Annotated in this window: 7 protein-coding genes; 4 read left to right on the top strand and 3 right to left on the bottom strand. The window is 69.5% G+C overall.

All coding sequences use genetic code 11. The features are described 5' to 3' along the window. Window positions 1-22: 22 nt before the first annotated feature. Genes ACFUEJ_RS19490 through ACFUEJ_RS19480 form a run of 3 tightly spaced genes read right to left on the bottom strand, consistent with a single transcriptional unit; the run spans window position 23 to window position 5,807 of the window. Window positions 23-3,013, bottom strand: coding sequence for an AAA family ATPase (locus tag ACFUEJ_RS19490; RefSeq protein ID WP_226513000.1), 2,991 nt, complete (start codon window positions 3,011-3,013; stop codon window positions 23-25). Then, window positions 3,010-4,200, bottom strand: a complete 1,191-nt coding sequence (locus ACFUEJ_RS19485; RefSeq protein ID WP_068969917.1) for an exonuclease SbcCD subunit D — start codon at window positions 4,198-4,200, stop codon at window positions 3,010-3,012. Before ACFUEJ_RS19485 ends, ACFUEJ_RS19490 begins: the two co-directional genes overlap by 4 nt. A gap of 50 nt (window positions 4,201-4,250) precedes the next feature. Then, entirely contained in the window at window positions 4,251-5,807 is a 1,557-nt protein-coding gene (locus ACFUEJ_RS19480; RefSeq protein ID WP_065632830.1) for an MFS transporter, read from the bottom strand. Window positions 5,808-5,910: 103 nt separating this feature from the next. Here ACFUEJ_RS19480 and ACFUEJ_RS19475 point away from each other — a divergent pair, with 103 nt between their 5' ends. The 4 genes from ACFUEJ_RS19475 (at window position 5,911) to ACFUEJ_RS19460 (ending at window position 15,688) form a co-directional block, all read left to right on the top strand. After that, on the top strand, window positions 5,911-6,981 hold the full coding sequence (locus ACFUEJ_RS19475; protein WP_068969918.1) for a glutathione S-transferase family protein: 1,071 nt from the start codon (window positions 5,911-5,913) through the stop codon (window positions 6,979-6,981). Next, a complete protein-coding gene (locus ACFUEJ_RS19470; RefSeq protein ID WP_058252736.1) occupies window positions 6,978-7,736 on the top strand; it encodes a hypothetical protein in 759 nt (252 codons plus the stop codon). Before ACFUEJ_RS19475 ends, ACFUEJ_RS19470 begins: the two co-directional genes overlap by 4 nt. Next, the gene (locus ACFUEJ_RS19465) at window positions 7,733-11,662 is read left to right on the top strand and encodes an ABC transporter transmembrane domain-containing protein (RefSeq protein WP_388031275.1); all 3,930 of its coding nucleotides are present in this window, start codon (window positions 7,733-7,735) and stop codon (window positions 11,660-11,662) included. Before ACFUEJ_RS19470 ends, ACFUEJ_RS19465 begins: the two co-directional genes overlap by 4 nt. Window positions 11,663-11,845: 183 nt before the next feature. Then, entirely contained in the window at window positions 11,846-15,688 is a 3,843-nt protein-coding gene (locus ACFUEJ_RS19460) for a multifunctional oxoglutarate decarboxylase/oxoglutarate dehydrogenase thiamine pyrophosphate-binding subunit/dihydrolipoyllysine-residue succinyltransferase subunit (RefSeq protein ID WP_388031316.1), read from the top strand. The last annotated feature ends 44 nt before the right edge of the window (window positions 15,689-15,732 follow it).

Raw genomic sequence — 15,732 nt, 5'->3', positions numbered from 1 at the left:
CGTCGACATCCCAATCGGCAGCTCAGGACACGCCGAGCGGGCTCTGCACTCGGACCGACGACCCGTGCTCGCCGCGGAGGACGTGCAGCTGGGCCGGAATTCGTGCGCGGAGTTCGTCGACGTGACTCACCACGCCGACGACACGCCCGCCGGCCCGCAAGTCATCCAGGACCCCCATGACGAGGTCGAGCGCCTCGGGATCGAGGGTGCCGAAACCCTCATCGATGAAGATGGTGTCGAGCACCCGCCCGCCCGACTCCGCGGAGACGACGTCGGCGAGTCCGAGTGCGAGGGCCAGCGATGCGAAGAAGGTCTCGCCGCCGGACAGCGTCGTCGTCGGGCGGAGCGCGCCGGTGTACTCGTCGCGGACCTCGATACCGAGGCCGCCACGCCGGCCCCGGACACCCGCGGCGTCGGTGTGCACGAATTCGTAACGCCCGGAGGACATCTCGCGGAGACGACCCGACGCGGCGACGAGGACCTCGTCGAGACGCGCGGCCAGCACGTAGGACCGCAGCGACATCCGGCGTGCGTTCTGTCCGCGCCCGCTGACCAATTCGGCGAGTCCCTGGAGTTCGGCGTGACGTTCCTGCAGAGGCGCCAGGGAGTCGAGGGCCTCCCAGAAGTGGGTGACGTACTCCTGGAGGTCGGCCGCCTGCCGGCCGGCCACGGCGTGTTCCTTCGCGGCGGTGTCGAGGCGGCGGCGGGCGGCGTCACGGTCTGCGGTGAGCTGTTCGACATCCGGCTCCGGAGTCGACATCGCGGCGCGCACATCCTCGTCGGCGAGGGTCTCCTCGGCAGCGGCGCGCAGACTGGCGGCCTCCTGCAGCAACGTGTCCCACGCCGCGATCTGCTTGTCCGGGGCGAATGCCGCTCGGACGGCGGCGACATCGTCGAACCCGGCGTCGGCACACGCCGCGGACAATCGATCGGTCGCCTCGGCGACCCGGTCCCGCGCTCGCGCGGCTTCTTGCCGGGCGTTCCGGTGACGACGGGTGCGACGGACCAGCTCGGCGAGTTCACGGCGCCGCTCGGCGACCCCGCCGCGGCCGCCGGTTGCCTCCCGGACGGCCTCATCGAGCTCGGTGAGGTTCTGCCGCAACGCGGTCACCCGCTCGCGACGGGCGGACTGGGCCGACTCGTCGTCGGCGAGGGTGGTGCGCCACCCATCGACCTCGGCGTCGATCCGATCGACCGCCGTCTGCAGCGCTGGGAGTCGCGACGCGGCACGTTCCGCGGCAGCCAGTTCGGCGCCCACCCGGGCGAGGTCGGCGTCGACGGCGTCGGAACGAGCACCACCGATCACGGCGTCGAGATGCGTACGGCGTTCGACGAGAGCCGCCACCGCGGATTGCGCGATGGCCTTGATCGCGCTCGCCCGCTCCTCGGCGGCCGCTGCCGCGTCTTCGTTGGCTGTGACCTCGGACGCCGGGGCGTCGCCGTCGTCGGTGGCCGGTCGAGGGTGCGTCACTGAACCACACACGACGCAGGGTTCACCCTCGACGAGCCCGCCCGCCAGTTCCACTGCCATCCCGGCGAGGCGACGCTCGCGGGCGTCGAGCACGCGCTCCCGCGCAGCGGCATGGGCGTCGCGGGCGTCGAGCAACTCCTTCTCGGCGGTCGCGAGCCGGACCAGCACCGCGTCCCGGTCGGTGAGTGCGTCGCGTACGCGGCGGAGTGCGTCGCGCTCGGCCCGGAGTTTCGGAGCCTGCATCCGCAACTCCCCCGCTTCCGCCAGTGCGGCGACGGCCTCGGCGCGACGGCCCGGCGCGGCGTCGAGCAGGGTCCGGGTCTGGGCAGTGCGGCGGTCCGCCTCGACGATCGCCGAGTTCAGGGTCTGGATCTCGGCGACCAGAGCCGGCCGCTGCGCGACGCGTTCGGCGAGGGGCTCCCACCGCCCCGACTCCTCGGTCCAGCGGTCGATCGCCGCATCCAGGCGTGCGTCGAGATCCTCGTCTGACCCGCCGGCGCACAGAGACTCACCCTCCGGCAGCGCGCACAGCTCTGCGTGCGCACGCGTGACGGCCTGCTCGGCGACCGTGAGTTCGCGAGTGACACGGTCGGCGTCGTCGGCGAGCGGCACGATGGGCGCCGCCTGCAGGGCCTGCCGACGAGCCTGTGCCGCCGCGCTCAGAGCGGCTTCGCCGTCCGCGAGCCGTGCGAGTCGCTCGGTGGCCGCACGCCCCCGGCGACGCAGCTCGGCGAGCCGGCTCCCGCTCTCGTACGCGGCCTGCGTCTGGTCGGCCGCGGCCTGCGCCGCACCTGACTCGAGGCGCATGCGCTCCGCGGCGGTGCGCGCACGCTCGAGACATTCCTGCGCCCAGTCGAAGTCGGGTTCGGCGGTCGGTTCGACCCCGCCCACCGCCACGATCTGACCGGCGACCCGGTCGAGCACGGCGGTCTGTTCGGTCAGCTTCGCCGCGCTCTCCCGCGCGCGGTCACGCAACCACTCCTCGAGGTCACCGAACCGCTCGGTGTCGAACAACCGCTCCAGCAGCGCTTCCCGCTCATCGGAGTGCGCGCGCAGGAATCGGGCGAAGTCGCCCTGCGGCAGCAGGACCACCTGGAAGAACTGATCGGCACTCATCCCCAGCAGCCGGACCACGGCGTCGCCGATCTCGGGGATGCGGGTCAGGTCGGGTCCGGATCCGTCGACCCACACGAGCGTCGCCCGAGCGTTCACCTTGCGGGTGCCGTCGCCGCGCTTCTTGGGTCGTTCGTGTTCGGGCGACCGCGTGATCCGGAGTCGGCGGGACGCGATCGTCGCCTCGAGTTCGACCTCCGGGATGTCCTCGGCCGCAGCGTGATCCGAGTGCAGGCGCCGGTTGGTGTCGCGCACGCCCGGTACCCGACCGAACAGTGCGAAGGCGACCGCGTCGAGGACCGTGGTCTTGCCGGCGCCGGTCTGGCCGTGCAGCAGGAACAGTCCGTCACCGCCGAGGTCGTCGAAGTCGACCGTGATCTCGTCGGCGAACGGACCGAAGGCCCGGACGCGCAGACGGTGCAGCCTCATGCGGACTCCGCGACGATCGCCTCGATGTCGAACAGGGTCAGTTCGGCCGCATCCGATTCGGGTTCGCCGACCACGGCGCGGAGTGCGCGTTCGAGGAGCACCCGCTCCCCCTTCGTCGGCTCGTCGCGTACGTCCTCGATGAACGATGCAACGATCTCGGCGTCGGTCCGGCCGCGCACGCGGGAACGGTAGTCGACGCCGGAGCCGGAATGCGGCCGCTCCCACTGCACATGGACCGCGAACGGGAACCGCTCGCGCAGCCGACGCATCGCGTCGGTCGGGCGGACCGGGTCGGTCAGCGTCACCTCGACGTAGTGGTCCTGCGCCGCGGCGTACCTTTCGTCGGTCAGCAGGTCGCCGAGAACGCCGGTGAGAGAGCTCAGTTCGCGGACGACGGGCAGCTCGTGTGCGCGGACCTCGGCGACGCCGTCGGCGTCGAGATCCACCACCAGGGCCGCCTTCCGGTGGGTTCGCTCACCGAAGGAGTACGGCAGCAGCGAACCGCTGTAACGGACCGTGTCGGTGACACGTTGCGGCGAGTGCAGATGCCCGAGGGCGACGTAGTCGGCGCCCGAGAACGTCTCGGCGGGAACCGTTTCCACCCCGCCGACACTGATCGAGCGCTCCGAACCGGAGGCCGCGGCCCCGCTGACGAAGGCGTGGGCGACGACCACGGACCGAACCCGGCGCGCAGTCAGATCGGTGCGGACGCGAGTCATGGCGGCGTCGAGGACAGCGGTGTGCCCGCCGATCGACTCGACGCCGAGGTGGCGTCGCGCGGTGTCGGGTTCGAGATAGGGGATGCCGTAGAACGCGACGTCTCCGTGGGCGTCCGACAGGATGACCGGACGGTCGATGTCGGCGATCGAGGTCCGCAGATGCAGGCCACCGGCGGCGGCGAATCCCGACCCCGCACCGAGGCGGGTGGGCGAGTCGTGATTGCCCGAGGTGACGACGATCTGCGCTCCCGCAGCGGCGATCTCGGCCAGGCCCTCGTCGTACACGCGGACCGCGTCGGCGGACGGGACGGACCGGTCGTACACGTCACCGGCGACGATGACGGCGTCGGCCGACTCCGCGGCGACCAGTGCGGCCAGATGCGACAGTGCGCGACGCTGGTCGGCGAGCAGCTCGACCCCGTGGAACGTCCGGCCCAGGTGCCAGTCGGAGGTGTGCACGATCCGCATGGGCGCAACCTTACGGTCGGGTGCCGACAGATCGTGGGACGCGCGCTCGCCTACGCCGTCGACCCCGGCACCGACTCGGACCGACCGGCGTCGGCGCCCACCGCGTACGGGTCGACGACCTGCGGTGGGACCGTCTGATGCGCGGGCCGGACGAAGAAGAAGGTCGCCACGACGCCGATCAGCAGCGCGGCCGCGGGCAGGTAGAGCGACTGCCCCATGGCGGTCGCGAACCCCTCGCGCAGGAACTCCGGCAGTTGCCCGGCCGCACCGTCCTGGGCGTTCTCGGCGTCGACGCCGGGCAGCTCGGCCGCCAGCCGGGTCTGCAGAAGCGCTCCGATCATGGCGGAGCCGAGAACCGAACCGATGACCCGCAGGGTGTTGTAGACGCCGGCCCCGGCCCCGGCCTGATGCCACGGCAGATTGCGGGTGGCGGTCGCGGCCAGCGGCGCCCAGATACCGGCCGAGGCCACACCCATCAGGCACAACGGAATCACGATCAACCAGACCGGGGTCTCCGGGCGGGCGACGAAGCCCAACCACGCGATGGCGATCGCGTTCAGCAGCAGTGCCGAGGACACGATCGTGCGCGGGTGGACGCGATCGACCACCCGGCCCACGATCGGAGCCAGGACACCGGTCAGCACCGCCATCGGCACCAGAACGACCGCCGACTCCGTCGGCGACATCCCGCCGACGAGCTGGAGGAAGAACGTCAGGGGGATCATCATCGCCGACACGGCGAAGCCCATCGACGCGATGCCGATGGTCGACAGCGAGAAGTTACGGTCGCGGAACAGCGACAACGGGACCAGGGGCTCGGTGCGGATGCGGGACTGCCAGTAGACGAAGACCCCCAGGACCACGACTCCGCCGACGATGAGCAGCCAGATCCAGGTATCCCAGTCGAAGGTCTCCCCCTCCTGGATGCCGAACACCAACGCGGACAGCCCCACCGCGGACAGGCCGACCCCGATCCAGTCGAACTGGTGGTCGTTCGTGCTCACCCGCGGGACGAGAACGGCCGCGAGGACGAGACCGGCGAGGCCGACGGGCAGGTTGATGAAGAAGATCCACTCCCAGCCGAACGCGTCGGTCAGCACGCCGCCGAGCAACGGACCGACGAGGGTCGCCACGCCGGCGACCGTGCCCCACACGCCCATTGCGGCGCCGCGCTTCTCGGCCGGGAAGATGCGAGTGATCAGCGCCATCGTCTGCGGGGTGATGAGGGCGGCGCCGACACCCTGCAGACCGCGGGCCGCGATCAGCTCACCGATCGACGACGACAGGCCGCACCAGAGGCTGGCCGCGGTGAAGACCGCCAGACCGAGCTGGTACATCGTCTTGGGGCCGAACTTGTCACCCAGGCGACCGGTGATCAGCAGCGGCACCGCGTAGGTGAGCAGGTACGCACTGGTGACCCAGACGACGCCGTTGACATTCGTGTCGAGGTCGGCCTGGATACGCGGCTGGGCCACGGCCACGATCGTCATGTCGACGAGGATCATGAAGAAGCCCACGCAGAGCGCCAGCATCGCGGCCCACGGGCGGCCGGTGACCATCTCGTCGATGCCCGCGTTCTGGCCGCGGGCGGCGTCGCTCGACTGCATTTCCTCGATGCTAGACCTGTCCGATTCGTGAACGGCCCGCGCGATCACGGGTTTCGCGGCAGCTCGGGGCGGGATGTCGCTCCGGATCATTACTGTGGAGCCCATGAGCACAGAGTCCGAGCAGAGCACCGCGTCCGAGGGCGAACAGGGTTCGTACGTGATGACCGGCGAGGAGTTCGTCCGGGACACGAAGTACATCGAGACCCGCATCACCGCCGACGGCCGGGACGGCTATCCGGTGGAGGCCGGTCGGTACCGGCTCGTCGCAGCCAGGGCCTGCCCGTGGGCCAACCGGACCCTCATCGTGCGGCGGCTACTCGGCCTCGAGGACGCCATCTCGCTCGGGCTGTGCGGTCCCACGCACGACAAGAACTCGTGGACCTTCGACCTCGACCCCGGCGGAGTGGACCCGGTCCTGCAGATCCCGCGACTCAAGGACGCCTACGAGAAGCGGATCCCCGGCTACCCGAAGGGGATCACCGTGCCGGCGATGGTCGACGTGCCGACCGGCGAGGTCGTCACCAACGACTTCCCGCAGATCACCATCGACTACTCGCTGGAATGGACCGCCTTCCATCGCGACGGCGCGCCGGAGCTCTACCCGGAGCGTCTGCGCGACGAGATCGACGAGGTCAGCCACGGCATCTACACGGAGGTCAACAACGGCGTCTACCGCTGCGGATTCGCCGGCAGCCAAGAAGCCTACGACGCGGCGTACGACCGGTTGTTCACCAAACTCGGCGAGTTGTCCGAGCGGTTGTCGACGCAGCGCTACCTGGTCGGCGACACCATCACCGAGGCCGACGTCCGGCTCTTCACCACCCTGGCGCGATTCGACGCGGTGTATCACGGCCACTTCAAGTGCAATCGGAGCAAGTTGAGCGAGATGCCGGTGCTGTGGGCCTACGCCCGGGACCTGTTCCAGACGCCCGGCTTCGGCGACACCACCGACTTCACCCAGATCAAACAGCACTACTACATCGTCCACACCGACGTGAATCCCACGCAGATCGTGCCGAAGGGCCCGGACCTCCGCGGCTGGCTCACCGCACACCATCGCGACGACCTGGGCGGTCGCCCGTTCGGTGACGGCACACCCCCCGGTCCCCCACCACCGGCCGAGGTCGTGCCCGCAGCGGACTGGGTACCGACGGAACGAGCGGCGGCGGAATGAAAGACAAGGCGTCACAAGGACTTTCGGCAGACCACGGCCGTACGCCCCCCGGCAAGGCCGTCGAGGTGACCGGCGGCATCCTGGACCGGGCACAGCGACTGCAGGCACCCGCGGTGAAGAAGTACGTCGATTCACTGCGGCGGAAGTACCCCGACGACTCACCCGCGCAGATCATCGAGCGGCTCGAGAAGCGTTATCTGAACGCGGTCACCGGTTCCGGCGGCGCCGTCGGCGCGGCGGCCGCGGTGCCCGGTGTCGGCACGATGACCGCGTTCGGGGCGATGACCGGGGACACGGCGTTCTTCCTCGAGGCGTCGGCCCTGCTCGCGCTGTCGATCGCCGAGGTGCACGGCATCCCGGTGCACGAGTCCGAGCGTCGCAAGGCCCTGGTCATGACCGTCGCGCTGGGCGAAGAGGGTGTGCTGGCCCTCGGTCGCGTGGTCGGCACCGGAGGCGGTGCGCTGCGCCGGCTCGGTGGAGCCGCCCTGCCATCCGGTGCGATCACCAAACTGAACAAGACCCTGGTGAACAAACTCGTCAAGAAGTACGCGATCCGCCGGGCGCCGCTGATCTTCGGCAAGCTCATGCCCGCCGGTATCGGTGCGGTCATCGGTGGTGTGGGGAGTCGCGCCCTCGGCCGCAAGGTCGTCCACAACGCGCGCGAGGCGTTCGGGCCGGCACCCCGGACGTGGGTCATCGACGTCGACTTCAGTGAAGCACCCACCCCGGATCCGCTCCCACCCGGTTCGTGGTGACCGCGGCGGCCGCACCGCACCCGCAGTCGTCGGCAGCCGCGCCCGGCTGGATCCGCCGACTCCTCGGTGAGTCATGGCGATACCGACGCGTCGTCGTCGTCACGATGATCTTCACCCTGGTCGCCGTTGGGGTGGACGTCCTGATGCCGCTGCTGACCAAGGCCGCGATCGACCACGCCACCGGCGTCGTCGACGACGGCCTCTCGCTACGCACCGTGATCATCGCGCTGGTCGTCTTCGCCGTCGTCCGTTACGCCTGCCATCTCGGCCGGCGGGTGTTCGCGGGACGGCTCGCGGTGAACGTGCAGAACACGCTGCGACTCCGACTCCTCGACACCCTGTTGCACCTCGACGGCCGCAGCCAGCACCAGATCCGCACCGGACAGATCGTGTCTCGCTCGATCTCCGACATCCAGGTCGTCCAGAGTCTGCTGGCCATGGCGCCACTGTCGTTGGGCGCCGCGGTGCAGATGGTCGTGGCCCTGGCCATCATGGCGTACCTGTCGCCGCTCCTGACCGGGGTGGCGTTGCTGATCGCCCCGCTCATCGCCCTCGAGGTGTGGCGTACCCGGCGTCGGCTGTTCGCGGCGACGTGGTCGGCGCAGCAGGCCGCCGCCGACGTCGCCCAGCACGTGGAGGAGACCGTCACCGGCGTGCGGGTCGTGAAGGGTTTCGGCCAGGAGGAACGCGCGGTCGACGACCTCATCACCCGGTGCCGGACGGTGTTCGCTCGCCGACTCCGCGCCGCCCGGATCAATGCTCGATTCGCCCCGACCCTGGCCGCCATCCCGCAGCTGGGCATGGTCGGGGTGATCGTCGTGGGCGGCTACCTCACGATGACCGGCGCGATCACGGCCGGCACCTTCGTCGCGTTCAGCACGTACGTCGCCACCATGACCGGCATCGCCCGACTGCTGACGAACCTGATCGTCAACGCCCAGCTGGCGCGGGCGGCCGTCGAACGCGTCTACGACGTCATCGACCATCCCCACGATCCGGGCGACACCGCGACCGGCACGCTGCCCGACGGCCCCCTGGGCGTCGAACTGGACGGTGTGGGGTTCGCCCACCACACCCACGACGCCGACGACCCGCCCGCCGTGCTGTCCGGTATCGACCTGCGGATCGAGCCGGGCGAATGTGTGGCGATCGTGGGTCCGCCCGGTTCCGGCAAGTCGACCATCGCCGACCTGGTCAGCCGGTTCGAACGACCCGACTCCGGGACGATCTCGCTGCTCGGCGAGAGCGCCGGTGACGAGCCGTCCCGGTACCGGATCGACGACCTCGCGCCCGAGGCACTCCACCGTGCCGTCGCCGTCGTGTTCGACGAGCCGTTCCTGTTCTCCGACACCATCACCGCGAACATCGCGATGGGCCCGGCAGCCGCCGGGGCCGACACCGCCGACCGGGTTCGGGCAGCAGCCGCCGCGGCAGACGCCGCCGAATTCGTCGAGGCGCTCCCCGACGGATACGACACCGTCATCGGCGAACGCGGACTCACCCTGTCGGGCGGGCAACGTCAGCGCATCGCCCTGGCACGCGCCCTGTTCGCCGACCCCCGCATCCTCGTGCTCGACGACGCGACGTCCGCGGTGGACGCGACCACCGAGGCGCGCATCCTGGGCGGGCTCCGCGACCGCCGCGCCACGATGCTGGTCCTCGCCCATCGACGTTCGACGCTCGTCCTCGCCGATCGCGTCGCGGTGCTCGACAACGGCCGGATCACCGCGCTGGGGACGCTCGCCGAACTCGAGGCGACCTCACCGCGCTTCCGCGGGCTGATGTCGAGCACCACGCAACCGGCACCCGACGGCGTCCACGACGACATCCCCGGCGCGGCCCCGGTCGCCGACACCGCGCCACCGCTGCGCGGACCGGGCCCGACCGAGATCGAGAGCCTGTGGCCCGAAGTAGCTTCCGACTCGATCGACGTCGCGGCCCGGACCTCTCCGGCGATGGGGGCGGGCTCACGGACCGGTCGCGGCGGCGGCGTGGCCAGCGCGCTCGGTTCGATGCCGGCCACCCCCCAGCTCCAGGCCTCGGTAGACGCGCTCCCCCCGGCGGTCGAGCGGCCGGAGGTCGACGTCGCCGCCGCCCGACGCGAGAACCCGGTCTTCACCCTGCGCGGACTCCTCGCGCCGGTCCGGTGGCTGCTCGCCGCCGCACTGCTCGCCATCGCCGTCGACACGCTCGTCGGCCTGGCCTTCCCGAGCATCGCCCGGGCGGTCATCGACTCGACCGGACACACCGAGGGGTCGACCCTTCTATGGGCCGCGGTCGGCGGTGTCGTACTGGTCGGGGTCGGCTGGGTCGCCGCGTCGTCGATGGCGATCACCTCGACCAGGGCCGGCGAACGGGTGCTGTTCGGACTGCGGATCCGCAGTTATGCCCACATCCAGCGCCTCGGACTCGACTACTACGAGCGCGAGCTGTCGGGCCGGATCATGACCCGGATGACGACCGACATCGATGCCTTGTCGACGTTCCTGCAGACCGGACTGACCTCGGCGATCGTGGCGGTGCTGACGCTCGTCGGCGTCGGTGTCGCGCTCCTGATCACCGGCCCCCTGCTCGGACTCCTGGTGCTGCCCGTCTTCCCCCTCCTGATCGCCGCGACGATCGTCTTCCGCCGCGTCGCGAGCCGCGCCTACACGCGCTCGCGCGAGCTGATCAGCGTCGTCAATGCGGACTTCCAGGAGAACATCGCCGGCATCAAGACCACGCAGACCTACCTGCGCACCGACGACGCCCAGGCCCGGTTCGCGCGTCGTTCCGGAGAATGGGTCGAGGCCCGGATGGTCTCGCAGCGGGCGATCGCCTCGTACTTCCCGCTCATCCAGCTCATGTCCGACATCGCGACCGCGATCGCGCTCGGCGTCGGCGCCGGGCAGGTGGCGTCGGGTTCGCTCTCGGCGGGCACACTCGTCGCCTTCGTCCTCTACCTGACGATGCTGTTCGGTCCGGTGCAACAGCTCTCGCAGGTCTTCGACGGCTACCAGCAGGCGGCCGTGGGGCTCCGCCGGATCGGCGACCTGCTGCGCACGCCGAGTTCGCTGCGCACCTCGACGAGAGCCGAGTCCCCGCCACACGGGGGCTTTGACGGCGTCGTCGACTTCGACCGGGTCGGATTCCGCTACCAAGGTTCGACGACGGATGCGCTGTCCGCCGTCGACCTGCACATCCCGGCCGGGTCGTCGCTCGCCCTGGTCGGCCGGACGGGCGCCGGCAAGTCGACGATCGTCAAGCTGCTGGCGCGCTTCTACGATCCGACCACCGGACGGGTCCTGGTCGACGGCACCGACATCGGTGACTACGAACTCGCCGGATATCGGCGGCGGCTCGGCCTCGTCCCGCAGGAGCCGCACCTGTTCACCGGCACCGTCGCCGAGAACATCGCCTACGGCCGGCCCGACGCCGATCGGGCCGCGATCGTCGACGCCGCCGCCGCGGTCGGCGCACTGCGCATGATCACCGCCCTGCCCGGCCGGATGAACCATCCCATCGGGGAACGCGGCCAGGGGCTGAGCTCGGGCCAGCGCCAACTCATCGCACTGGCCCGGGCCGAACTCGTCGAGCCCGATCTGCTGCTGCTCGACGAGGCGACCGCGACCCTCGACCAGGCCACCGAGGCGCAGGTCCTCGCCGCCGGTCGGGCGGTGACCCGGCACCGCACGTCGGTGATCGTCGCCCACCGACTGGCCACGGCCGCCCGCGCCGACACCATCGCGGTGGTGGACGGCGGACGGATCGTCGAACTCGGAACACACGAGGAGCTGCTCGCGTTGGGACAGAGGTACCGCGGCTTCTGGGATGCCGGTGTCGATCCCGACGAGCCGGCGGTGCCCCGCCCCGACTCACCCGCTCCGACCAGCGCACGGAGGGCCGCCACGACGGTCACGCGGGCCACCTCGGAACTGACTCCGTAGTAACAGGTCGGTAGGTGTGAGCGAGTCGACGACGCGTAGCATCGTCAGGTGGTTCACCGATAGTCTCCACAAGAGACGACGCGTGGCAGAGAACCCGGCACCTTCAGGGAATTGAGGCGAGATACCGCTGTGAGCAGCAGTTCGATTTCAGACTTCGGACAGAACACGTGGCTGGTCGAGGAAATGTACCAGCAATACAAAGAAGACCCGAACTCGGTCGACCCGAGTTGGCACGAACTACTGAAGAACTACGAACCCGGCGACAACGGTGGCTCCGCCCCGGCCGCCGCTCCGCCCTCGAATTCCGCAAAGCCCACTGCCGCAGAGACTTCGGCCACCACAGCGGCCACCTCGTCCTCCTCCTCGACCACGAGTGCGTCGACCAACGGGTCGGCACGCAACACCTCCGCGCCGGCCACCGAGACCACGCCGCGCAAGCAGGTCACCCTGGATCAGACCCCGGCGCGCACGGCACCGCGCAAACCCACCCCCGCCAAGGAGTCGACCGCCACGAAGGCGGCGTCGGGGCACAGCGTCGCCAGCCGTGACGGGTCGGCCCGCTCGCAGCCCAAGCCCGAGGCGGGCAAGGCCGCCGCGCCCGAGGCCCAGAAGTCCGGGTCCGCGAAGTCGGACGCACAGAAGTCCGAGAGCGCCGACGGCAACAAGGTCCTGCGCGGTCCCGCCGCGGCCATCGCGAAGAACATGGCGCTGTCGTTGGAGATCCCGACGGCCACCAGCGTCCGTGCGGTGCCCGCCAAGGCGATGATCGACAACCGGATCGTCGTCAACAACCACCTCGCGCGGACCCGAGGCGGCAAGATCAGCTTCACCCACATCCTGGGTTACGCGATCGTGCAGGCCATCAAGGCGTTCCCGAACATGAACCGGCACTTCGCCGAGATCGACGGCAAGCCGAACGTCGTCACACCCGCGCACACCAACCTCGGCCTGGCCATCGACCTGGTCGGCAAGGATGGCAACCGCACCTTGGTCGTCGCCGCGATCAAGGAATGCGAGACGATGGGCTTCGCCGAGTTCTACACGGCGTACCAGGACATCGTCCGTCGCGCCCGCGACGGCAAGCTCGGCGCGGCCGACTTCTCCGGCGTCACCATCTCACTCACCAACCCGGGCACGATCGGCACCGTGCACTCGGTGCCGCGCCTGATGAAGGGCCAGGGCGCCATCATCGGCGCCGGCGCGATGGAGTACCCGGCAGAGTTCCAGGGCGCGAGCGACGAGCAGATCGCCGAACTGGGCGTCGGCAAGCTCATGACGCTGACGTCGACCTACGATCACCGGATCATCCAGGGCGCGGAGTCGGGCGATTTCCTCCGCACCATCCACGAGCTGCTGATCGACGACGCCTTCTACGACGAGATCTTCACCGCGTTCCATGTGCCCTACGAGCCGATCCGCTGGCGTCGCGACCTGCCCGCCGGCCTCGTCGACAAGAGCACCCGCGTCCTCGAGCTGATCGCGGCCTACCGCAGCCGCGGCCACCTGATGGCCGACATCGATCCCCTCATGATGGACAGCGATGCGCGCAGCAGCCATCCGGATCTTGACATCCAGAACTACGGGCTGACGCTGTGGGATCTCGACCGCAGCTTCAAGGTCGGCGGGTTCCACGGCCAGGAGAAGATGAAGCTGCGGGACGTGCTGTCGATCCTGCGCGACGCGTACTGCCGGCACGTCGGTGTCGAGTACACCCACATCCTCGAGCCCGAGCAGCAGAAGTGGCTGCAGGAACGCGTCGAGATCAAGCACGTCAAGCCGCCGGTCGGTGAGCAGAAGTACATCCTGAGCAAGCTCAACGCCGCCGAGGCGTTCGAGACGTTCCTGCAGACCAAGTACGTCGGGCAGAAGCGCTTCTCGCTCGAGGGCGCCGAGTCGGTCATCCCGATGATGGACGCGGTCATCGACCAGAGCGCCGAGCACAGCCTCTCCGAGGTGGTCATCGGCATGCCGCACCGCGGCCGTCTGAACGTGCTCGCCAACATCGTCGGCAAGCCGTACTCGAAGATCTTCACCGAGTTCGAGGGCAACCTGAACCCGTCGCAGGCGCACGGATCGGGCGACGTGAAGTACCACCTCGGCGCCGAGGGCAAGTACTACCAGATGTTCGGCGACAACGAGATCAACGTGTCGCTGACCGCCAACCCCAGCCACCTCGAGGCAGTCGACCCGGTGCTGGAGGGTCTGGTCCGCGCCAAGCAGGACCTCATGGACGAGGACGATCGCTTCCCGATCCTCCCGCTCATGCTGCACGGCGACGCGGCGTTCGCCGGTCAGGGTGTGGTCGCCGAGACGCTCAACATGGCGATGCTGCCCGGTTACCGCACCGGCGGCACCGTGCACATCGTGGTGAACAACCAGGTCGGCTTCACCACCGCACCGGAACACTCGCGCTCGACCGAGTACTGCACCGACGTGGCGAAGATGATCGGCGCACCGATCTTCCACGTCAACAGCGACGACCCCGAGGCCTGCGTCTGGGCCGCGAAGCTCGCCGTCGACTACCGCCAGGCGTTCCACAAGGACGTCGTCATCGACCTCGTGTGCTTCCGCCGTCGCGGACACAACGAGGGCGATGACCCGTCGATGACGCAGCCGGCGATGTACGAGGTGATCGACACCAAGCGCGGCGTTCGCAAGAGCTACACCGAAGCCCTCATCGGCCGCGGTGACATCTCGACCAAGGAGGCCGAGGACGCTCTGCGCGACTACCAGGGACAGCTCGAGCGCGTCTTCAACGAGGTCAAGGAACTCGAGAAGTTCAGTGTCGAGCCGTCGCCCTCGGTCGAGGCCGACCAGACGCTGCCGACGAAGCTGGTGACCGCGGTCGACAGCAAGACGCTCGAGCTCATCGGCGACGCGTTCGTCAACGTGCCCGACGGTTTCACCCCGCACCCGCGTGTGAAGCCGGTCCTGGAGCGTCGCGCCGAGGCCGCCCGCAAGGGCAACATCGACTGGGCGTTCGCCGAACTGCTGGCGTTCGGGTCGCTGGTCATGGAGGGGCGCACCGTGCGTTTGTCCGGCCAGGATTCGCGCCGTGGCACCTTCACCCAGCGCCACTCGGTGCTCATCGACCGCAGCACCGGCTCGGAGTACACCCCCCTCAACCACCTGCAGCCCGCAGACGAGGAGAGCAACGGCGGCCGGTTCATGGTCTTCGACTCCCCGCTCTCGGAGTTCGCGGTCGTCGGCTTCGAGTACGGCTACTCCGTCGGCAACCCGGACGCCCTCGTGGTCTGGGAAGCGCAGTTCGGTGACTTCGTCAACGGCGCGCAGTCGATCATCGACGAGTTCATCTCCTCGGGCGAAGCCAAGTGGGGCCAGCTCTCCGACGTCGTGCTGCTGTTGCCGCACGGCCACGAGGGACAGGGACCCGACCACACCTCGGGCCGCATCGAGCGGTTCCTGCAGTTGTGCGCCGAGGGTTCGATGACGGTGGCGCTACCGTCGACGCCGGCGAGCTACTTCCACCTGCTGCGCCGCCACGTGCTCGACGGCATCAGCCGTCCGCTCATCGTCTTCACCCCGAAGTCGATGCTGCGCAACAAGGCCGCGGTGAGCCCGGTCGAGGACTTCACCGAGGACAAGTTCCGTTCGGTGATCGACGACCCGCACTTCCTCAAGGACGGCGCGGACCGCAGCAAGGTGAAGCGCGTCCTGTTGGTGAGCGGCAAGCTCTACTACGAACTCGCCGCGCGACGCGACAAGGAGAGGCGCGACGACATCGCGGTCGTGCGCATCGAGCAGCTCTACCCGGTGCCGCACCGCCGCCTGCGCAAGACGCTCGAGCAGTACGGCAACGCGAGTGAGTTCCGGTGGGTCCAGGAAGAGCCCGCGAATCAGGGTCCGTGGCCGTTCCTCGGCCTCTGGCTGCCCGAGGTGCTGCCGGATGTGCTCGGCGGACTGCGCCGGGTCTCGCGCCGCGCGATGTCCGCGCCGTCGTCGGGATCGAGTAAGGTCCACGCGGTGGAGCAGCAGGAGATCCTCGACGAGGCTTTATTTTATTAAAATGTCAGTCTTCGTATGATTTATGGTTTGTTTTTGTGTGTGTT

Source organism: Gordonia sp. NPDC057258 (assembly GCF_042668985.1).
Taxonomy (GTDB): Bacteria; Actinomycetota; Actinomycetes; order Mycobacteriales; family Mycobacteriaceae; genus Gordonia; species Gordonia hongkongensis.
The sequence above is the reverse complement of the archived record's forward strand: the minus strand, read 5'-3'. Positions and strand labels throughout refer to the sequence as shown.